The 20131-nt window shown below is 34.5% G+C and carries 32 protein-coding genes and 1 pseudogene; all 33 read left to right on the forward strand.

Annotation, left to right across the window (positions count from 1 at the left end; all coding sequences use genetic code 11):
• The first annotated feature begins 6 nt into the window (after window positions 1-6).
• The 33 genes and pseudogenes from rpsG (at window position 7) to eno (ending at window position 20062) form a co-directional block, all read left to right on the forward strand.
• Window positions 7-483, forward strand: coding sequence for a 30S ribosomal protein S7 (rpsG, locus tag ACJJV4_RS03330; RefSeq protein ID WP_042499115.1), 477 nt, complete (start codon window positions 7-9; stop codon window positions 481-483).
• Window positions 484-486: 3 nt separating this feature from the next.
• Complete coding sequence (gene fusA / locus ACJJV4_RS03335) at window positions 487-2613, forward strand: elongation factor G (RefSeq protein ID WP_405292076.1); 2127 nt, start codon at window positions 487-489, stop codon at window positions 2611-2613.
• Between the two features lie 12 nt (window positions 2614-2625).
• Entirely contained in the window at window positions 2626-2931 is a 306-nt protein-coding gene (rpsJ, locus tag ACJJV4_RS03340) for a 30S ribosomal protein S10 (protein ID WP_007650482.1), read from the forward strand.
• A 638-nt stretch (window positions 2932-3569) separates the two neighbouring features.
• On the forward strand, window positions 3570-4187 hold the full coding sequence (rplC, locus tag ACJJV4_RS03345; RefSeq protein ID WP_042499120.1) for a 50S ribosomal protein L3: 618 nt from the start codon (window positions 3570-3572) through the stop codon (window positions 4185-4187).
• Window positions 4187-4816, forward strand: coding sequence for a 50S ribosomal protein L4 (gene rplD / locus ACJJV4_RS03350; RefSeq protein ID WP_405292077.1), 630 nt, complete (start codon window positions 4187-4189; stop codon window positions 4814-4816). Before rplC ends, rplD begins: the two co-directional genes overlap by 1 nt.
• 5 nt (window positions 4817-4821) lie before the next feature.
• Window positions 4822-5112 carry a 50S ribosomal protein L23 gene (rplW, locus tag ACJJV4_RS03355; protein ID WP_042499124.1) on the forward strand — a complete coding sequence of 97 codons (291 nt, stop codon included), beginning with the start codon at window positions 4822-4824 and terminating at the stop codon, window positions 5110-5112.
• 10 nt (window positions 5113-5122) lie between these two features.
• Window positions 5123-5950 carry a 50S ribosomal protein L2 gene (rplB, locus tag ACJJV4_RS03360; RefSeq protein WP_042505216.1) on the forward strand — a complete coding sequence of 276 codons (828 nt, stop codon included), beginning with the start codon at window positions 5123-5125 and terminating at the stop codon, window positions 5948-5950.
• A gap of 3 nt (window positions 5951-5953) precedes the next feature.
• A complete protein-coding gene (gene rpsS, locus ACJJV4_RS03365; RefSeq protein WP_042499126.1) occupies window positions 5954-6232 on the forward strand; it encodes a 30S ribosomal protein S19 in 279 nt (92 codons plus the stop codon).
• A gap of 6 nt (window positions 6233-6238) precedes the next feature.
• Complete coding sequence (gene rplV, locus ACJJV4_RS03370) at window positions 6239-6646, forward strand: 50S ribosomal protein L22 (protein WP_042499128.1); 408 nt, start codon at window positions 6239-6241, stop codon at window positions 6644-6646.
• Window positions 6647-6655: 9 nt separating this feature from the next.
• Entirely contained in the window at window positions 6656-7384 is a 729-nt protein-coding gene (gene rpsC, locus ACJJV4_RS03375) for a 30S ribosomal protein S3 (RefSeq protein WP_042499130.1), read from the forward strand.
• Between the two features lie 20 nt (window positions 7385-7404).
• Window positions 7405-7824 carry a 50S ribosomal protein L16 gene (rplP, locus tag ACJJV4_RS03380; protein ID WP_042499131.1) on the forward strand — a complete coding sequence of 140 codons (420 nt, stop codon included), beginning with the start codon at window positions 7405-7407 and terminating at the stop codon, window positions 7822-7824.
• Window positions 7825-7837: 13 nt separating this feature from the next.
• Window positions 7838-8029 (forward strand): 50S ribosomal protein L29, encoded by a 192-nt coding sequence (rpmC, locus tag ACJJV4_RS03385; protein WP_298532135.1) that lies wholly within the window; start codon window positions 7838-7840, stop codon window positions 8027-8029.
• A 12-nt stretch (window positions 8030-8041) separates the two neighbouring features.
• On the forward strand, window positions 8042-8299 hold the full coding sequence (gene rpsQ / locus ACJJV4_RS03390) for a 30S ribosomal protein S17 (RefSeq protein WP_034043311.1): 258 nt from the start codon (window positions 8042-8044) through the stop codon (window positions 8297-8299).
• A 2-nt stretch (window positions 8300-8301) separates the two neighbouring features.
• Complete coding sequence (rplN, locus tag ACJJV4_RS03395; protein ID WP_042499135.1) at window positions 8302-8670, forward strand: 50S ribosomal protein L14; 369 nt, start codon at window positions 8302-8304, stop codon at window positions 8668-8670.
• Window positions 8671-8686: 16 nt separating this feature from the next.
• On the forward strand, window positions 8687-8998 hold the full coding sequence (rplX, locus tag ACJJV4_RS03400) for a 50S ribosomal protein L24 (protein WP_405292078.1): 312 nt from the start codon (window positions 8687-8689) through the stop codon (window positions 8996-8998).
• Between the two features lie 2 nt (window positions 8999-9000).
• Window positions 9001-9552 (forward strand): 50S ribosomal protein L5, encoded by a 552-nt coding sequence (gene rplE / locus ACJJV4_RS03405; RefSeq protein ID WP_405292079.1) that lies wholly within the window; start codon window positions 9001-9003, stop codon window positions 9550-9552.
• 3 nt (window positions 9553-9555) lie between these two features.
• Entirely contained in the window at window positions 9556-9825 is a 270-nt protein-coding gene (gene rpsN, locus ACJJV4_RS03410; RefSeq protein WP_042499141.1) for a 30S ribosomal protein S14, read from the forward strand.
• A gap of 70 nt (window positions 9826-9895) precedes the next feature.
• Window positions 9896-10294, forward strand: coding sequence for a 30S ribosomal protein S8 (gene rpsH, locus ACJJV4_RS03415; RefSeq protein ID WP_042499143.1), 399 nt, complete (start codon window positions 9896-9898; stop codon window positions 10292-10294).
• Between the two features lie 18 nt (window positions 10295-10312).
• Window positions 10313-10855, forward strand: coding sequence for a 50S ribosomal protein L6 (gene rplF, locus ACJJV4_RS03420; protein WP_405292080.1), 543 nt, complete (start codon window positions 10313-10315; stop codon window positions 10853-10855).
• Between the two features lie 10 nt (window positions 10856-10865).
• The gene (rplR, locus tag ACJJV4_RS03425; RefSeq protein WP_405292081.1) at window positions 10866-11222 is read left to right on the forward strand and encodes a 50S ribosomal protein L18; all 357 of its coding nucleotides are present in this window, start codon (window positions 10866-10868) and stop codon (window positions 11220-11222) included.
• 6 nt (window positions 11223-11228) lie between these two features.
• Window positions 11229-11753, forward strand: coding sequence for a 30S ribosomal protein S5 (rpsE, locus tag ACJJV4_RS03430; protein WP_042499149.1), 525 nt, complete (start codon window positions 11229-11231; stop codon window positions 11751-11753).
• An 11-nt stretch (window positions 11754-11764) separates the two neighbouring features.
• On the forward strand, window positions 11765-11947 hold the full coding sequence (gene rpmD, locus ACJJV4_RS03435) for a 50S ribosomal protein L30 (RefSeq protein WP_042499151.1): 183 nt from the start codon (window positions 11765-11767) through the stop codon (window positions 11945-11947).
• 11 nt (window positions 11948-11958) lie between these two features.
• On the forward strand, window positions 11959-12411 hold the full coding sequence (gene rplO / locus ACJJV4_RS03440; protein ID WP_042499153.1) for a 50S ribosomal protein L15: 453 nt from the start codon (window positions 11959-11961) through the stop codon (window positions 12409-12411).
• A gap of 14 nt (window positions 12412-12425) precedes the next feature.
• Window positions 12426-13769 (forward strand): annotated as a pseudogene (gene secY, locus ACJJV4_RS03445) (preprotein translocase subunit SecY); the annotation flags it as partial.
• 12 nt (window positions 13770-13781) lie between these two features.
• Window positions 13782-13997 carry a translation initiation factor IF-1 gene (gene infA, locus ACJJV4_RS03450; protein WP_007094967.1) on the forward strand — a complete coding sequence of 72 codons (216 nt, stop codon included), beginning with the start codon at window positions 13782-13784 and terminating at the stop codon, window positions 13995-13997.
• Between the two features lie 10 nt (window positions 13998-14007).
• Complete coding sequence (gene ykgO / locus ACJJV4_RS03455; protein WP_013305171.1) at window positions 14008-14124, forward strand: type B 50S ribosomal protein L36; 117 nt, start codon at window positions 14008-14010, stop codon at window positions 14122-14124.
• A 2-nt stretch (window positions 14125-14126) separates the two neighbouring features.
• Window positions 14127-14501, forward strand: coding sequence for a 30S ribosomal protein S13 (rpsM, locus tag ACJJV4_RS03460; protein WP_405292082.1), 375 nt, complete (start codon window positions 14127-14129; stop codon window positions 14499-14501).
• Between the two features lie 99 nt (window positions 14502-14600).
• On the forward strand, window positions 14601-14984 hold the full coding sequence (gene rpsK, locus ACJJV4_RS03465) for a 30S ribosomal protein S11 (protein WP_042499157.1): 384 nt from the start codon (window positions 14601-14603) through the stop codon (window positions 14982-14984).
• Between the two features lie 193 nt (window positions 14985-15177).
• Complete coding sequence (rpsD, locus tag ACJJV4_RS03470) at window positions 15178-15783, forward strand: 30S ribosomal protein S4 (protein ID WP_159019326.1); 606 nt, start codon at window positions 15178-15180, stop codon at window positions 15781-15783.
• A 94-nt stretch (window positions 15784-15877) separates the two neighbouring features.
• Complete coding sequence (locus ACJJV4_RS03475; protein WP_042505212.1) at window positions 15878-16870, forward strand: DNA-directed RNA polymerase subunit alpha; 993 nt, start codon at window positions 15878-15880, stop codon at window positions 16868-16870.
• Window positions 16871-16928: 58 nt separating this feature from the next.
• Entirely contained in the window at window positions 16929-17399 is a 471-nt protein-coding gene (rplQ, locus tag ACJJV4_RS03480) for a 50S ribosomal protein L17 (RefSeq protein ID WP_405292083.1), read from the forward strand.
• A 110-nt stretch (window positions 17400-17509) separates the two neighbouring features.
• Window positions 17510-18616: a glutamine-hydrolyzing carbamoyl-phosphate synthase small subunit gene (gene carA, locus ACJJV4_RS03485; RefSeq protein WP_405292084.1), complete on the forward strand. Its 1107-nt coding sequence runs from the start codon at window positions 17510-17512 to the stop codon at window positions 18614-18616.
• 153 nt (window positions 18617-18769) lie between these two features.
• Window positions 18770-20062: a phosphopyruvate hydratase gene (eno, locus tag ACJJV4_RS03490; protein WP_405292085.1), complete on the forward strand. Its 1293-nt coding sequence runs from the start codon at window positions 18770-18772 to the stop codon at window positions 20060-20062.
• Window positions 20063-20131 lie beyond the last annotated feature (69 nt).

Here is a 20131-nt window from a genome sequence, read left to right on the forward strand (position 1 = left end):
GAAGACATGAGAAAAAGAGCAGCGAAAAAAAGACCGCTTTTACCAGACCCTAAGTTTAACGACCAGTTAGTAACTCGTTTCGTTAATATGATGATGTGGGATGGAAAAAAGTCGGTAGCTTTTAAAGTATTTTACGATGCAATTGCAATTGTAGAAGAAAAGAAAACAGACGAAGAAAAAACAGCTTTAGAAATCTGGAAAGATGCCTTATCTAACGTTATGCCTCACGTAGAAGTACGTAGTCGTCGTGTTGGTGGAGCAACATTCCAAATTCCAATGCAAATTCGTCCAGACCGTAAAGTATCTACGGCTATGAAATGGCTAATTAGCTATTCAAGAAAAAGAAATGAAAAATCTATGGCTTTACGTTTGGCTTCAGAGGTTTTAGCAGCAGCTAAAGAAGAAGGGTCAGCAGTTAAGAAAAGAGTAGATACTCACAAAATGGCAGAGGCAAACAAAGCATTCTCTCACTTTAGATTCTAAGACATGGCAAGAGATTTAAAATTAACAAGAAATATAGGTATTGCTGCACATATTGATGCAGGAAAAACTACAACTACAGAACGTATACTTTATTATACAGGAGTTTCTCATAAAATTGGTGAAGTACACGATGGTGCTGCAACAATGGACTGGATGGAGCAAGAGCAAGAACGTGGTATTACAATTACGTCTGCTGCTACAACTTGTGAGTGGAAATTCCCAATAGAAAATGGTGAGCCAACTGCTGATGCTAAAGATTACCATTTTAATATTATTGATACTCCTGGTCACGTAGATTTTACTGTAGAGGTAAATAGATCTTTACGTGTATTAGATGGTTTAGTGTTTCTATTTAGTGCGGTTGATGGTGTTGAGCCACAATCTGAAACTAACTGGAGACTTGCAGATAACTATAAAGTGCCAAGAATAGGTTTCGTTAATAAAATGGACCGTCAAGGATCTGACTTTTTAGGTGTTTGTCAACAAGTAAAAGATATGTTAAAATCTAACGCGGTGCCAATCGTTTTAAACATTGGTGACGAAGATGATTTTAAAGGTATTATAGATTTAGTAAAAAATCGTGCTATTGTATGGCATGATGAAACTCAAGGAGCAACTTTTGATGTTATTGAGATTCCTGAAGATTTAAAAGAAGAAGCTCGTAAATACCGTGCCTTACTTATTGAAGAAGTAGCTGGTTATGACGAGAACTTATTAGAAAAATTCATGGAAGATGAAGATTCTATTACTGAAGATGAAGTGCATGCTGCACTTAGAGCTGCTGTAATGGATATGGCTATCATTCCAATGATTTGTGGATCTGCTTTCAAAAATAAAGGTGTACAGTTCTTATTAGATGCAGTTTGTCGTTACTTACCTTCTCCAATGGATAAGGAAGGTATCAAAGGAATGAATCCTGATACTGAAAAAGAAGAATTACGTAAGCCAAGTGTAGAGGAACCTTTCGCTGCATTAGCATTTAAAATTGCTACTGATCCTTTCGTAGGTCGTTTAGCATTCTTTAGAGCATATTCTGGTCGTTTAGATGCAGGTTCATATGTGTTAAATAACCGTTCTGGTAAAAAAGAACGTATTTCACGTATCTACCAAATGCATGCTAACAAGCAAAATGCAATTGATTTTATTGAAGCTGGTGATATTGGAGCTGCTGTTGGATTTAAATCTATCAAAACAGGAGATACACTTTCAGATCAAGCACATCCTATTGTTTTAGAGTCTATGGATTTCCCTGATCCTGTAATCGGTATCGCAGTGGAGCCTAAAACTAAAGCAGATGTTGATAAATTAGGTATGGGTCTTGCTAAATTAGCAGAAGAAGATCCTACTTTTACTGTACGTTCAGATGAAGCTTCAGGACAGACTATTATTTCTGGAATGGGTGAGTTACACTTAGATGTAATTGTAGATCGTTTACGTCGTGAGTTTAAAGTTGAAGTAAATCAAGGTCAACCACAAGTTGAATATAAAGAAGCTATTACACAATCTGCTGATCATAGAGAAGTTTATAAGAAACAATCTGGTGGTCGTGGTAAATTTGCTGATATCGTGTTTACGGTTGAACCAGCTGATGAAGGTGTAGTAGGTCTTCAATTTGAATCTGTAATTAAAGGTGGTAACGTTCCAAAGGAATTTATCCCTTCAATTGAAAAAGGATTTAAAATGGCAATGGTTAACGGACCTTTAGCAGGTTACGAAATAGACGCTATGAAAGTAACGTTAAGAGATGGGTCTTACCACGATGTGGATTCTGATCAACTTTCTTTCGAATTAGCTGCTAAATTAGGATTTAAAAACTGTGCTAAGGCTGCAAAAGCTGTAATCATGGAGCCAATAATGAAACTTGAGGTTATTACTCCTGAAGAAAACATGGGTGACATTGTTGGAGATTTAAATAGAAGACGTGGTATGATGGAAGGTATGGGTGACCGTGCAGGTGCAAAGACAATAAAAGCTACTGTGCCTCTTTCTGAAATGTTTGGTTATGTAACTACTCTAAGAACATTGTCTTCAGGTAGAGCAACATCAACTATGGAATTTTCACATTATGCAGAGACACCTTCTAATGTATCAGAAGAAGTTATCAAAGCAGCTAAAGGAGAACAATCTTAAAAAGTTAAGAAAATGAGTCAAAAAATTAGAATAAAATTAAAGTCTTACGATCATAACTTAGTAGACAAGTCTGCTGATAAGATTGTAAAAACCGTAAAAAGTACAGGTGCTGTGGTAACTGGTCCAATTCCATTACCAACACACAAGAAAATTTTCACTGTTTTACGTTCACCTCACGTTAACAAGAAGTCTAGAGAACAATTTCAATTAAGCTCTTACAAGAGATTATTAGATATTTACTCTTCATCTTCTAAAACCATTGATGCTTTAATGAAATTAGAGCTACCAAGTGGTGTTGAAGTAGAGATTAAAGTATAATTATATTACAAGTTTTAACTTGTAATACATGATAAATTAAGCATCAAAATAAGAAATTATTTTGATGCTTTTTTGTTTTTGATACTGCTAGCGATTACATTGTATGAATTGATAAATTAAAAAAAGCAGATGTAGCGGCGGGTATTATGGCGTGCAGCATAAGAATTAGTTGTCTTCTCCAGTATTAAAAACTTTAAAGCCAAGGGGATATACCAGAACTTCAATAGTAAACCAACAAAGCGCCGAGGTAACAATTCATTTAATTCCTTTTTTTAGGACTATTTTTTATTTGCTTTATAAAAAAGTAAGTGCGAACATTCCTAATATTTGTATTAATTTTTATGTAATAGTATCATTTTTTTGTGCTTATTTATGCAATTTGTTTTTTGCTCTCATTGATTTATCAAAAGATAATATGTCTTTTTGATTTAAAATCAATTAATTAAACTTAAATAGTTTTGTTAAACAGAAATTAAACACTACATTTGCACTCCTAAAATGTGGAGTGTTGCTTCATATTTACATGTCCCACCAATGCGGTTGCGGGAAAAACGGCAAAAATACACTTCAAGGCTGAAACGTATTTTTCAGCCTTAAATGTTTTTAATAAATAGTAAATAATTAATAAATAATTAAATATGTCTGGGTTAATTGGAAAAAAAATCGGTATGACCAGCATCTTCGATGAAAACGGGAAAAATATTCCTTGTACAGTAATCGAAGCTGGACCATGTATCGTTACCCAAGTCAGAACTGAAGAGGTTGACGGCTATGAAGCTATTCAACTTGGTTTCGATGACGCGACAGAAAAAAGCGCTACTAAAGCAGACTTAGGTCATGCTAAAAAAGCGGGTACTTCTGTGAAACGCAAAATCGTTGAATTCAAAAGTTTTGACTCGGAGTACAAATTAGGTGATGCAATCACTGTTGATCATTTCGCCGAAGGTGAATTTGTTGACGTAGCTGGTACATCAAAAGGTAAAGGATTTCAGGGTGTTGTAAAACGTCATGGTTTCGGTGGTGTAGGTCAAGCTACTCACGGTCAACATAACCGTTTACGTGCGCCAGGATCTATTGGAGCTGCATCTTATCCTGCTCGTGTTTTTAAAGGCATGAAAATGGCAGGTAGAATGGGTGGCGACACAGTTAAAGTTCAAAATTTAAAAGTTTTAAAAGTAGTTGCTGAAAAGAATCTACTTGTGGTAAAAGGATGTGTTCCTGGCCATAAAAACTCTTATGTAATTATTAGAAAATAATGAAAGTAGCAGTTTTAGATATAAACGGAAAAGACACAGGTAGAAAGGCAGACCTTTCTAGCGATGTGTTTGCTATTGAGCCTAATAATCACGCGGTATACTTGGATGTTAAACAATATTTAGCAAACCAACGTCAAGGAACTCACAAAGCTAAAGAAAGAGCTGAGATTTCTGGATCTACTCGTAAGATTAAAAAGCAAAAAGGTACTGGTACAGCTCGTGCGGGTTCTATTAAGTCTGGTGTATTCAAAGGTGGTGGTCGTATGTTCGGTCCAAGACCAAGAAACTATAGCTTTAAACTTAATAAAAGTCTTAAAAGACTAGCTCGTAAATCAGCATTTAGTATCAAAGCAGGAGAGAAGTCTATCGTAGTTTTGGAAGATTTTAGTTTTGAATCTCCAAAAACAAAAAACTTTACAGCGGTTTTAAAAGCTCTAGGTTTAGAGAACAAAAAGTCACTGTTTGTGTTGGGTGAGGCTAATAAAAACGTATATTTGTCGTCACGTAATTTAAAAGGCTCTGAGGTTGTAACTTCTTCAGAAATAAGCACTTATAAAATACTAAACGCAAATCAAGTGATTCTTTTAGAAGGCGCTTTAGCAGGAATTGAAACAAACTTAAGTAAATAGAAACAATGAGTATCTTAATTAAACCTATAATCACAGAAAAGGCGACAGCTAATAGCGAGTTGAGAAACTGCTATACGTTCTCAGTGAAGACTAAGGCGAACAAGGTAGAAATCAAAAAAGCGGTGGAAGCTGCTTATGGTGTTTCTGTTGAAAAAGTTCGTACTATAAATGTCCGTCCAGATCGTAGTACCAAGTTTACTAAAACTGGTATTCAACATGGTAAAACAAATGCAGTTAAAAAAGCAATTGTACAACTGGCGGAAGGTGAAATGATTGATTTATACAGTAACATGTAATTAAAGACAAATGTCAGTAAGAAAATTAAAACCAATCACCCCAGGACAGCGATTTAGAGTAGTAAATGGATATGATGCCATTACTACTGATAAGCCGGAAAAGAGTTTACTCGTTCCGAACAAAAGATCTGGTGGTAGAAACAGTGAAGGAAAAATGACTATGCGCTACATTGGTGGTGGTCATAAAAGAAAGTATCGTATTATCGATTTTAAAAGAGACAAAGCTGGGATTCCTGGTGAAGTTGCTTCAATTCAATACGATCCAAACAGAACAGCTTTTATTGCATTATTGAACTATCAAGATGGCGAGAAGAGATATATTATTGCACAAAATGGACTTCAAGTTGGGCAAAATGTAGTATCTGGTAAAGAAGGTATCGCTCCAGAAATTGGAAACGCAATGCCATTAAGTGAAATTCCATTAGGAACTATAATTTCGTGTTTAGAGTTACGTCCTGGTCAAGGTGCTGTTATGGCGCGTAGTGCAGGAGCTTTTGCTCAATTAATGGCAAGAGATGGTAAATTTGCTACGGTAAAATTACCTTCTGGTGAGACAAGATTAATTCTTGTTAACTGTATGGCAACTATCGGTGTTGTATCTAACTCTGATCACCAATTATTAGTAGGTGGTAAAGCAGGTAGAACAAGATGGTTAGGTAGAAGACCACGTACTAGACCAGTAGTAATGAATCCAGTTGATCACCCAATGGGTGGTGGTGAAGGTAAATCTTCAGGTGGACATCCTCGTTCTAGAAATGGTATACCAGCTAAAGGTTACAGAACTCGTTCTAAGACTAAAGCAAGTAATAAATATATTGTAGAACGTAGAAAGAAATAAGACATGGCAAGATCACTAAAAAAAGGACCTTACGTTCATTATAAGTTAGAAAAGAAAGTAGCTGTTAATGTTGAGTCTAACAAGAAAACTGTTATCAAAACTTGGTCTAGAGCAAGTATGATAACTCCAGATTTCGTTGGACAAACTATCGCAGTACACAATGGCCGTCAATTTGTTCCAGTATACGTTACTGAAAACATGGTAGGTCATAAATTAGGAGAATTTTCACCAACGCGTTCATTCCGTGGACATGCAGGTGCTAAAAATAAAGGTAAAAAGTAGTAAGCTATGGGAAGTCGTAAAAAACAAATGGCAGACGCTATTAAGGAAGCAAAAAAACACGTTGCTTTTGCTAAACTTAATAACTGTCCTACATCACCGAGAAAAATGCGCTTAGTAGCCGATTTAGTAAGAGGCGAAAAGGTAGAACATGCACTTAATATTTTAAAATTCAACCAAAAGGAAGCTTCTGGACGTTTAGAGAAATTGTTACTGTCTGCAATTGCAAACTGGCAAGCTAAAAACGAAGAAGCTAATTTAGAAGAGGCTGAATTGATTGTAAAGGAAATAACTGTTGACAGCGGATCTATGTTAAAAAGATTACGTCCAGCACCTCAAGGTCGTGCACACAGAATTAGAAAACGTTCAAACCACGTAACAATCGTTGTTGGAGCAAAAAATAACACACAAAGCTAAGATAGAAGTATGGGACAAAAAACAAATCCAATCGGAAATCGCTTAGGTATTATCAGAGGATGGGAATCTAACTGGTACGGAGGTAATGACTATGGAGATAAGCTTGCCGAAGACGATAAAATTAGAAAATACGTTCACGCGCGTTTATCTAAAGCTAGTGTTAGTAGAGTAATTATCGAAAGAACTCTTAAACTTGTAACCGTTACTATCACAACGGCTCGCCCAGGTATCATTATTGGTAAAGGTGGTCAAGAGGTAGACAAGTTAAAAGAAGAACTTAAGAAGATTACTGAAAAAGAAGTTCAGATCAATATTTTTGAGATTAAAAGACCTGAACTTGATGCATTTTTAGTGGGATCAAGTATCGCTCGTCAAATTGAAAATAGAATTTCATATAGACGTGCAATTAAGATGGCTATTGCTGCTACAATGCGTATGAATGCTGAAGGGATTAAAATCCAGATTAGTGGTCGTTTAAACGGGGCAGAGATGGCACGTTCAGAACACTACAAAGAAGGACGTATTCCTTTATCAACCTTTAGAGCCGATATTGATTATGCTTTAGTTGAGGCACACACTACTTATGGTAGATTGGGTGTAAAAGTATGGATCATGAAAGGTGAAGTATATGGTAAAAGAGAACTTTCTCCGCTTGTTGGATTATCTAAGAAGCAAGGAAAAGGTGGAGCCGGAGGACGTGGCGGAAACAGAGATAACAAACCTCGTCGTAGAAAGTAATTTTTTATAAATAAAGAAAAATGTTACAGCCTAAAAGAACAAAATTTCGTAAGCAACAAAAGGGACGTATGAAAGGAAATGCCGGAAGAGGGCACCAACTTTCAAGTGGAACTTTTGGAATAAAATCGTTAGACTCGAATTTTTTAACATCACGTCAAATTGAAGCAGCACGTATCGCAGCTACACGTTACATGAAAAGAGAAGGGCAACTTTGGATTAAGATATTTCCAGATAAGCCTATTACAAAGAAACCTCTTGAAGTACGTATGGGTAAAGGTAAAGGTGCCGTTGAATATTGGGTAGCTGTTGTTAAGCCAGGAAGAGTATTATTTGAAATAGGTGGTGTGCCTTTAGACGTTGCAAAAGAAGCATTACGTTTAGCAGCACAGAAACTACCTGTAAAAACTAAGTTTTTAATCGCTAGAGATTACGAAGCATAATTTATTTGATATTATGAAACAATCAGAAATTAAAGAATTATCTGTAGCTGAGTTACAAGAGAAACTTGGTGAAACAAAAAAGAGTTATTCAGACCTAAAATTGGCTCATGCAATATCTCCTTTAGAAAATCCAATTCAATTACGTTCGGTAAGAAGAACTGTAGCTAGAATTGCGACCGAATTAACTAAAAGAGAATTACAATAATTCTGCTGAAAGATGGAAACAAGAAATTTAAGAAAAGAACGTATAGGAGTTGTTACTAGTAACAAAATGCAAAAATCAATAGTTGTTGCAGAGGTTAAAAAAGTAAAACATCCTATGTATGGAAAATTCGTATTAAAAACGAAAAAGTACGTAGCACACGACGAAACAAACGACTGTAATATTGGTGATAAAGTAAAGATCATGGAAACAAGACCTTTATCTAAATCTAAATGTTGGAGATTAGTAGAAATCCTAGAAAGAGCTAAATAATTATGTTACAACAAGAATCAAGATTAAAAGTAGCAGATAACACCGGAGCAAAAGAAGTTTTAGTTATCCGTGTTTTAGGAGGAACTAAAAGAAGATATGCTTCTGTAGGAGATAAAATAGTTGTTTCTGTAAAAGATGCAACTCCTAATGGAAACATTAAGAAGAAAGCTGTTTCTACAGCGGTTGTTGTGCGTACTAAGAAGGAAGTAAGAAGACCAGACGGATCTTATATAAGATTTGATGATAATGCTTGTGTTTTATTGAACCCAACGGGTGAAATGAGAGGAACTCGTGTTTTTGGTCCTGTTGCTAGAGAGCTTCGTGATAAATCATTCATGAAGATTGTATCATTAGCACCAGAGGTGCTTTAATACAGAAAATATTAAGATGGGAAAGCTTAAAATAAAAACTGGAGATACTGTAAGAGTAATTGCTGGAGATCACAAAGGATCTGAAGGTACTGTTCAAAAAGTATTAATAGAAAAGAATAAAGCGATTGTTGAGGGTGTAAACATGGTGAAGAAACACACTAAACCAAGTGCACAAAATCCTCAAGGAGGAATCGTAGAAAAAGAAGCCGCTATTCATATTTCTAACTTATCTTTGCTTACTTCAAAAGGAGAAGCAACTAGAGTTGGATTCAGAGTAGAAGGCGATAAAAAAGTAAGATTTTCATTAAAATCTAATGAAGTAATATAGTTATGGCATATTCACCAAGACTTAAAGAAGAGTATAAAAGCAAAGTAATTGCAGCTCTTACAGACGAATTTGGATATAAAAATGTAATGCAAGTTCCTAAACTTACTAAGATAGTAATATCTAAAGGTGTGGGTGCTGCTGTTGCAGATAAAAAACTTATCGACTACGCTGTAGAAGAATTAAGTACTATATCCGGACAAAAAGCTATTTCAACATTATCTAAAAAGGATGTTGCAACGTTTAAATTACGTAAAGGTATGCCAATTGGGGCAAAAGTTACCTTACGTGGAGAACGTATGTACGAGTTTTTAGATCGTTTAGTTACTTCTGCACTTCCACGTGTTAGAGATTTCAATGGAATTAGAGCTACAGGATTTGATGGACGTGGTAATTACAATTTAGGAATTACTGAACAAATTATATTTCCAGAGATAAATATTGATAAAGTTAATAAAATCTCGGGTATGGATATTACATTTGTAACGACTGCAGAAACTGACAAAGAAGCAAAATCATTATTAACCGAATTAGGATTACCTTTTCAAAAGAACTAAGATATGGCTAAAGAATCAATGAAAGCCCGTGAGGTAAAAAGATCAAAAACAGTAGCTAAGTATGCTGAAAAACGTAAAGCTTTAAAGGAAGCTGGAGATTACGAAGCACTACAAAAGTTACCTAAAAATGCATCTCCTATTCGTCAACATAATAGATGTAAATTAACAGGAAGACCAAAAGGATACATGAGAACTTTTGGAATTTCACGTGTAACATTCAGAGAGATGGCCAATCAAGGTCTTATCCCTGGTGTAAGAAAAGCTAGTTGGTAATATTATTTAAATAATCAGATTTAAGGTTCAACACCAACGTTGAAAACCAAAATCACAAAATCAATTCATTATGTACTCAGATCCAATTGCGGATTATTTGACAAGAATTAGAAATGCGGTGCGTGCTAACCACAGAGTGGTAGAGATTCCAGCATCTAATTTAAAGAAAGACATTACTAAAATATTATTCGAACAAGGATATATTTTAAGTTACAAGTTTGATGACTCTTCAGTACAAGGTTCTATTAAAATAGCACTTAAGTATAATAAAGAGACAAAAGAGCCAGTAATCAAAAAACTTCAACGTATTAGTACTCCAGGTTTACGTAAGTATGCTAGTTCTAATGATATGCCTAGAATCTTAAATGGACTTGGTGTTGCTATTGTTTCTACTTCTCACGGAGTAATGACAGGTAAACAAGCTAAAAGAGATAACGTAGGTGGCGAAGTATTATGTTACGTTCACTAATTTTTAAACCAGAAAGAAATGTCAAGAATAGGAAATAATCCAGTAGCCATTCCAGAAGGTGTAACAGTAGACGTTAAAGATAACGTAGTTACTGTAAAAGGAAAATTAGGTGAATTAACGCAAAATTACGATTCTATTGAAATTAAAGTAGAAGATGGTAATGTGATGGTAGCACGTTCTTCAGATTCTAAAGATCAAAAAGCTAAACATGGTTTATATAGATCTTTAATGAATAACATGGTAGAAGGTGTATCTAAAGGATGGTCTAAAGAATTAGAATTGGTTGGTGTAGGTTATAGAGCCTCAAACCAAGGACAAAAATTAGATTTAGCTTTAGGATTTTCTCATAATATTGTTTTAGATATTGCTCCAGAAGTAAAGGTAGAAACAGTTTCAGAAAAAGGGAAAAACCCAATTATAAAATTAACATCATTCGATAAACAATTAGTTGGTCAAGTAGCTGCAAAAATCCGCGGATTTAGACCACCAGAGCCTTATAAAGGAAAAGGTGTGAAGTTTGTTGGTGAAGTATTAAGAAGAAAAGCTGGTAAATCAGCATAATAATTTAGTTATGGCATTGACAAAGAACGAAAGACGACTAAGAATAAAAAACAGAATTCGCAAGGTAGTTTCTGGAACAGAAGCTAGACCTAGATTGGCTGTTTATAGAAGTAATAAAGAAATTTATGCTCAGGTAGTTGATGATGTAAACGGTAAAACGATAGCATCTTCTTCTTCTAGGGATAAAGACATAAGTGCTGCAAAAGGTAATAAATCTGAAATCGCTGAACTAGTTGGTAAGGCATTAGGAGCAAAAGCTTTAAAAGCGGGTGTTGAAACTATTGCTTTTGATAGAGGTGGATATTTATACCACGGAAGAATTAAATCATTAGCTGATGGCGCTAGAGCCGCAGGACTTAAATTTTAAGAAATTATGTTCAAAAAATATAAAAGCGCAGAATTAGTAAAACCAGGTGGATTAGATCTTAAGGATCGTTTAGTTGGTGTGCAAAGAGTTACTAAAGTAACTAAAGGTGGTAGAGCATTTGGTTTCTCGGCAATCGTTGTGGTTGGTGATGAAGCAGGTGTTGTAGGACAAGGTTTAGGTAAATCTAAAGATGTTGCTAGTGCAATTGCAAAGGCTGTCGAAGATGCTAAGAAAAACCTAGTTAGAATTCCTATCATTAAAGGAACTTTACCTCACGAACAAAAAGGTAAATTTGGTGGAGCAAGAGTAAATATTATTCCTGCTGCTCCTGGTACAGGTGTAATTGCTGGTGGTGCTGTACGTACAGTATTAGAGGCCGTTGGTATTCACGATGTATTATCTAAATCTCAAGGATCTTCAAACCCTCACAACGTAGTAAAAGCAACTTTTGATGCTTTATTACAGTTAAGAGATGCGAATGCCATTGCAAGAGATAGAGGTATTTCACTTCAACAAGTTTTTAACGCTTAATAACGACAGAGATGGCAAAAATTAAAGTAACAAAGGTTAAAAGCGCAATCAATCGTACGCTAAGACAAAAAAGAACTTTAGAAGCTCTTGGTCTTAAAAAGATTGGTCAGGTAAAAGAGCATGAGGCTACACCAAATATTCTTGGTATGGTTGCTAAAGTTTCACATTTAGTTTCTGTTGAAGAAACAAAATAATATAACTGAAAATGGATTTAAGTAATTTAAAACCTGCAGAAGGTTCAGTAAAAAATCAAGGAAAAAGAATAGGTCGTGGACAAGGTTCTGGTAAAGGTGGGACTGCTACACGTGGTCACAAAGGTGCTAAATCTCGTTCTGGATATTCTAAGAAATTAGGTTTTGAAGGTGGTCAAATGCCTCTTCAAAGACGTGTTCCTAAGTTTGGTTTTACAAATATTAACCGTATTGAGCACCAAGGTATCAATTTAGATACTTTGCAACAATTGGTTGATGACAAGAAAATTGAAGGTACAGTTGATTTTGAAACATTATTCACAAACCGTTTAGTAGATAAGAACGATTTAGTTAAGATCTTAGGACGTGGAGAATTGAAAGCAAAATTAAAAGTAACTGCTCATAAGTTTACTGCTTCAGCAAAAGCTGCTATTGAAGCTGCTGGAGGAGAAGCTGTAACTTTATAAGACTTATTTTAAGTATGAAATTTATAGAATCGTTAAAAAATGTTTGGAAAATAGAGGAACTAAGAAACAGAATTCTTATTACATTAAGTCTGTTATTAGTTTATCGTTTTGGAGCTCAAATAGTTTTACCTGGAATTGATGCTACACTATTAGGTAGTTTAGCTGATAAAACAGATAGTGGAATATTAGGGATTCTTAATGCCTTTACTGGTGGTGCTTTTGCTAATGCTTCGGTATTTGCTTTAGGTATCATGCCTTACATTTCGGCTTCTATTGTTGTTCAGTTAATGGGGATTGCAATTCCTTATTTGCAAAAGCTTCAAAAGGAAGGCGCAAGTGGTCAAAAGAAAATAACTCAAATTACGCGTTGGTTAACAATAGCAATTTGTTTGTTACAAGCCCCTGGATATTTAGCTAGTTTACCAGCTTTAGGTATTCCTGAAAGTGCATTCTTATTAGGGCAAGGTCCATTATTTTATTTTTCATCTGTATCAATTTTAGTTACTGGTTGTATATTCGCTATGTGGCTAGGAGAGAAAATTACAGATAAAGGTATTGGTAATGGTATATCTCTTTTAATTATGGTTGGTATTATCGCAAGATTACCACAAGTGTTTTTACAAAATGCTGCTACTAGATTAGAAGGTAATAATGTAATGCTTATTCTTTTTGAATTAGTAATCTGGTTTGTTATTATCCTTGGTTCTATTATGTTGGTTATGGGAGTTAGAAAAATTGCCGTACAATATGCTAGAAGAACAGCAACAGGAGGTTATGAAAAAGCTGCAATGGCTGGATCAAGACAATACATTCCGTTAAAGCTGAATGCATCTGGTGTAATGCCAATTATATTTGCTCAAGCGATAATGTTTGTTCCTAGTTTAATTGGTGGTTCTTCATTCTTAAAAGAAACTGCAACGGGAATATGGATGCAAACTAATTATTCTGATATATTTGGTTTTTGGTACAATGTTACATTTGCTTTATTAATTATTGTGTTTACATATTTTTATACTGCAATTACGGTTCCAACAAACAAGATGGCAGACGATTTAAAACGTAGTGGAGGATTTATCCCAGGTATACGTCCAGGATCTGAAACATCAGAATACTTAGATAAAATAATGTCTCAAATTACCTTACCAGGTTCTATATTTTTAGCACTATTAGCTGTATTTCCAGCATTTATTGTTAAATTGATGGGAGTACAACAAGGTTGGGCTTTATTTTTTGGAGGAACATCATTATTAATTATGGTTGGTGTTGCTATTGATACTATGCAACAAATAAATTCTTATTTGTTAAATAGACATTATGATGGTTTGATGAAGACAGGTAAAAATAGAAAAGCAGTAGCTTTAATATATACTATGGCAAAACAAGCAGCAATAGAGCAAGACGGAACAATTATAGAAGCATTATCAAATGCGATGTTCCGAGTGGAATTAGAAAACGGTCACATTGTGACAGCACACATCTCTGGTAAAATGCGTATGCATTACATTAAGTTATTACCAGGTGATAAAGTGAAATTAGAAATGAGTCCTTACGATTTAACTAAGGCTCGAATAACTTATAGATACTAATACGAATACGATGAAAGTAAGAGCATCAGTTAAAAAGAGAAGTGCAGATTGCAAAATCGTGCGCAGAAAAGGCAGACTTTACGTGATAAACAAAAAGAATCCTAGATTTAAACAAAGACAAGGGTAATTATGGCAAGAATTGCAGGTGTAGACATACCGAAAAACAAAAGAGGAGTAATTTCCTTAACTTATATCTACGGAGTAGGTAGAAGTAGATCAAAAGAGATTTTAGCTGTCGCTAAAGTTGATGAAAGTATTAAAGTTCAAGATTGGAATGATGATCAAATAGCAGCCATTCGTGATGCTGTGGGAACATTTACAATTGAAGGTGAATTACGTTCTGAAACTCAATTAAACATTAAGCGATTAATGGATATTGGATGTTACAGAGGTATTCGTCATAGATCTGGTCTTCCTTTAAGAGGACAACGTACTAAGAACAACTCTAGAACCAGAAAAGGTAGAAGAAAAACTGTTGCTAACAAGAAAAAGGCAACTAAATAATAATTAGTCTTTGGTATTTAGACGTTGGAAGGAATCTGTTTGAAATTATAATAGTTTAGGATTCTAGCGACTATCACTAAAACTAAAAGCTAAAAGAAAATGGCAAAAACAAGCACAAAAAAACGTAAAGTTATTGTTGATGCAGTTGGAGAAGCACACGTTACAGCTTCTTTCAATAACATCATTATTTCACTTACCAACAAAAAAGGAGACGTAATTTCTTGGTCTTCTGCTGGTAAAATGGGATTTAGAGGGTCGAAAAAAAACACTCCTTATGCAGCTCAATTAGCTGCTGAAGATGCTGCGGGAGTAGCAACTGAAGCTGGCTTAAAGAAAGTAAAGGTTTATGTTAAAGGACCAGGAAATGGTAGAGAATCTGCTATTCGTTCTATTCACAATGCAGGTATTGAAGTAACAGAAATTATTGATGTTACACCATTACCACATAATGGATGTCGTCCTCCAAAAAGAAGAAGAGTTTAATCACGTTTTAAATAGCGTGCTTTAGATGAAGCAAGTATAGAAAAATTAATATCACCTCGTATGTAGGTGGTATTAATTTTTTGTGTAAATTTGCAAACTGAAATTATTAACAAGTATCAATACGAGAGATCAACGATTATCGAAGGATAAGATTAAGACCTTAATTCATAATCACTCTCAAAATCAATTTATTATGGCAAGATATACTGGTCCTAAAACTAAAATAGCTCGTAAATTTGGCGAGGCAATTTTTGGAGAAGATAAATCTTTTGAAAAAAGAAATTATCCTCCAGGACAACACGGAAACGCTAGACGTCGTGGAAAAAAATCTGAATACGCAATCCAATTAATGGAAAAACAAAAAGCTAAATATACTTATGGTATTTTAGAGCGTCAATTTAGAGGTTTATTTAAGAAAGCAAGAGCTGCTCAAGGTATTACGGGTGAGGTTTTATTACAACTTTGCGAGTCTAGATTAGACAATGTAGTATTTAGAATGGGAATTGCTCCAACAAGAAGTGGTGCTAGACAATTAGTATCTCACAGACACATTACAGTTAATGGTGAATTGGTAAACATTCCATCTTACTCATTAAAAGCTGGTGATGTAGTTGCTGTTAGAGAAAAGTCTAAATCTTTAGAAGCTATCGATAGATCACTTTCAAATTCAAGTCAAGTATTCGAATGGATTACTTGGAATACTGCTACGATGCAAGGGACTTATGTTTCTGTTCCTGCTAGAATTCAGATTCCAGAAAATATCAACGAGCAATTCATCGTCGAATTATACTCTAAATAATAATTAATTATATTGGTATTTAGCCAAAGGATTTATTAGTCTTCTTCATACTTTTAAATCGCGCAACTAAATAACAATTAAAACGAAGAACAATATGGCAGTATTTAATTTTCAGAAACCTGATAAAGTAATCATGATTGATTCTACTGATTTCGAAGGTAAATTCGAATTCAGACCATTAGAGCCAGGTTACGGTCTAACAGTAGGTAATGCGCTAAGAAGAGTTTTATTATCTTCTTTAGAAGGTTTTGCTATCACATCTGTTAGAATAGAAGGTGTAGATCATGAGTTTTCAGCAATTGCTGGAGTAGTGGAAGATGTAACAGAAATCATCTTAAACTTAAAACAAGCTCGTTTTAAGAGACAAATTGAAGATATTGATAACGAGTCTATCTCTATTTCAATTTCTGGTCAAGATAAAATTACAGCTGGTGATTTTCAGAAGTTTATTTCTGGTTTCCAAGTATTGAATACAGAATTAGTAATCTGTAACTTAGATCCAAAAGTTAATTTCAATATGGAGATTACAATTGAAAAAGGTAGAGGATATGTTCCTGCTGAAGAAAATAAGAAAGCTTCTGCACCAATTGGAACTATTTTTACTGATTCAATTTACACGCCAATAAAGAATGTTAAGTATAGTATTGAGAACTATCGTGTTGAACAAAAAACTGATTATGAAAAATTAGTTTTTGAAATCATTACCGATGGATCAATTACTCCACAAGACGCTTTAACGGAAGGCGCTAAAACATTAATTCACCACTTCATGTTATTCTCTGATGAGCGTATTACGTTAGAAGCTGATGAAATTGCACAAACTGAAACTTATGATGAGGAATCTCTTCACATGCGTCAGTTACTTAAAACTAAGTTAATCGATATGGATTTATCGGTTCGTGCTCTTAACTGTTTAAAAGCTGCTGAAGTAGATACTTTAGGTGATTTAGTATCTTTCAATAAAAATGACTTAATGAAATTTAGAAACTTCGGTAAGAAGTCTTTAACTGAGCTTGAAGAGCTTGTAAATGTTAAAGGTTTAAACTTCGGAATGGACTTAAGTAAATATAAATTAGATAAAGATTAATTAATCATATTTTGCTCCTCGATGTCGAGTTTAGTAGCAAGATGATAACACAAATGTCATGAGACACGGAAAAAAAATAAACCACTTAGGTAGAAAAACTGCCCACAGAAAATCAATGTTAGCTAATATGGCTTGTTCTTTAATAGAGCACAAACGTATTAACACAACAGTTGCAAAAGCAAAAGCTTTAAAACAATTTGTTGAGCCAATGATTACTAAGTCTAAAGAAGATACAACACATAACAGACGTATTGTGATGTCTCGATTAAGACAAAAAGATGCTGTAGCAGAATTATTTAGAGACGTTGCTGCAAAGGTAGCTGATAGACCAGGTGGATATACAAGAATTATTAAACTTGGAAATCGTTTAGGTGATAACGCTGATATGGCAATGATAGAACTTGTTGATTACAACGAGATTTATAACGCTGATAAAGCTAAGAAGAAAACAACAAGAAGAAGTAGAAGAGGTGGTTCTAAACCAGCAGCTGCTCCAGTTGAAAATCAAGCATCAAACGAAGAAGAATAAATGTTAATAAGCATTTAATATATTAAGGATAAACTATTTTAGTTTATCCTTTTTTTTGCGCAAATTTGTAAAACTTTTGTTCCTTATGCAAGGAATTTTATCTCAACTATATGAAATATCAAAAAAGACAAAAAGCCATCATCTTATTAGCCGATGGTACCATTTTTTACGGAAAAGCAGTAGCTAACAAGCAAGGTACTGCGTTTGGAGAAGTATGTTTTAATACTGGAATGACTGGTTATCAAGAAATTTTTACTGATCCATCATATTATGGTCAATTAATGGTTGCCACCAATGCACATATTGGAAATTATGGAACTAATGAAAATGAGGTGGAGTCAGATTCTATTAAAATAGCAGGGCTTATCGTTAAAAACTTTAGCTACGAGTATTCCAGAGATGATTCTGATGGCTCATTGGAAGAGTTTTTAGAAAAGAATAATCTTTTAGCTATTTCTGATGTAGATACACGTGCTTTAGTAAGCTATATTCGTGATAACGGAGCTATGAATGCGGTTATTTCTACAGAAGTTGATAATGTAGAAGGGTTAAAGAAACAATTAGCACAGCAGCCTAATATGGAAGGTCTGGAGCTAGCCTCTAAAGTTTCTACAAAAGAACCTTATTTTTTCGGAGATGAAAATGCTACATACAAGGTAGCAGCTTTAGATATTGGAATAAAAAAGAACATTCTTAGAAACATTGCTAAAAGAGATGCTTATATTAAAGTGTTTCCTTATAATGCTAAATTCGAAGACTTAGAAGGTTTTAACCCAGATGGGTATTTCTTATCTAACGGACCTGGAGATCCAGAACCCTTATTAGAAGCGCAAGAAGTGGCTAAAGAAATAATAAAAAGAGACTTACCTTTATTTGGTATTTGTCTTGGGCACCAAGTTATTGCTTTAGCAAACGGTGTGTCTACCTATAAAATGCATAACGGACATAGAGGTATTAACCATCCTGTAAAGAATTTAAAAACAGGAAAAGGTGAAGTTACATCTCAAAATCATGGTTTTGCTGTAAATAGAAAAGAAGCTGAAGCCAATGCTGATTTAGAAATTACTCATGTGCATTTAAATGATGACACTGTGGCTGGTTTGGCAATGAAAAGTAAAAACTGTTTTTCTGTACAATACCACCCTGAAGCGAGTCCTGGACCACACGATTCAGATTATCTTTTTGATCAATTCATCGAGAACATTAAGAATAAATAATTAAAGAAAACCTCAAATAGTCAACCGATTATTTGGGGTTTTCTTTTACTAAAACGTTGTAGATATGTTTTTAGAAATTTCTTCTAAAACATATAAAAAATAACAAGATTTAACCGTAAATTTGAAATAATAAAAGTTAAAAAACACAAAATTATGAGCATAATAATTAATATCCATGCTAGACAAATTTTTGATTCTAGAGGAAATCCTACTGTTGAAGTAGACGTTGTAACAGAAAATGATGTTTTAGGAAGAGCTGCTGTACCATCTGGTGCATCAACAGGAGAGCATGAAGCCGTTGAGTTAAGAGATGGCGGAGATGCATACATGGGAAAAGGTGTTTTAAAGGCCGTTGATAATGTAAATTCAATTATAGCTCAAGAATTATTAGGTGTTTCTGTATTTGAACAAAATCTAATCGACAAGATGATGATTGAGTTAGACGGAACTCCAAATAAATCTAAATTAGGAGCAAACGCTATTTTAGGAGTGTCTTTAGCTGTTGCTAAAGCTGCTGCAGGTGAGTTAGGCTTACCTTTATACCGTTACGTAGGAGGTGTTTCTGCAAACACGTTACCATTACCAATGATGAACATTATCAATGGTGGTTCTCATAGTGATGCGCCAATCGCATTTCAAGAATTTATGATCATGCCTGTAAAAGCTAAAAGCTTTACTCATGCTATGCAAATGGGATCTGAAATTTTCCATAATCTTAAGAAAGTATTACACGATAGAGATTTAAGTACAGCTGTTGGTGATGAAGGTGGTTTTGCACCAAACTTAGCAGGTGGAACAGAAGATGCTTTAGAGACTATAGCAAAAGCCGTTGAAAATGCAGGTTATAAATTTGGTGACGAAGTTAAAATTGCTTTAGATTGTGCTTCTGCTGAATTTTTTGTAGATGGAAAATACGATTATACTAAATTCGAAGGAGATAAGGGTATGATTAGAACGTCAAAAGAGCAAGCTGAATATTTAGCTGAATTGGCAACTAAATATCCTATCATCTCTATTGAAGATGGAATGGATGAAAACGACTGGGAAGGAACTAAATATCTTACCGAATTAATTGGCGATAGAGTACAATTAGTGGGTGACGATTTATTTGTAACTAACGTAGAACGTTTAGCACGTGGTATCAAAGAAGGCATTGCAAATTCAATTTTGATTAAAGTAAACCAAATTGGTTCTTTAACTGAAACTATTGCTGCTGTAAATATGGCTAAAAATGCTGGTTATACAACTGTAATGTCTCACCGATCTGGGGAAACAGAAGATAATACTATTGCAGATTTAGCAGTAGCATTAAATTGCGGTCAAATAAAAACTGGTTCTGCATCACGTAGTGACCGTATGGCAAAATACAACCAATTGCTTCGTATTGAAGAAGAGTTAGGGGAAGTAGCTTATTTTCCGCAGGGAAATGCGTTCAATGTAAAGTAAACTAGATTTTTAAGTTTATATCAAAAAAGCGATTATTTTTTAATAATCGCTTTTTTATTTCCTATACAT

The sequence above is a fragment of the Algibacter sp. Ld11 genome, from assembly GCF_045066735.1.
Taxonomy (GTDB): domain Bacteria; phylum Bacteroidota; class Bacteroidia; order Flavobacteriales; family Flavobacteriaceae; genus Algibacter.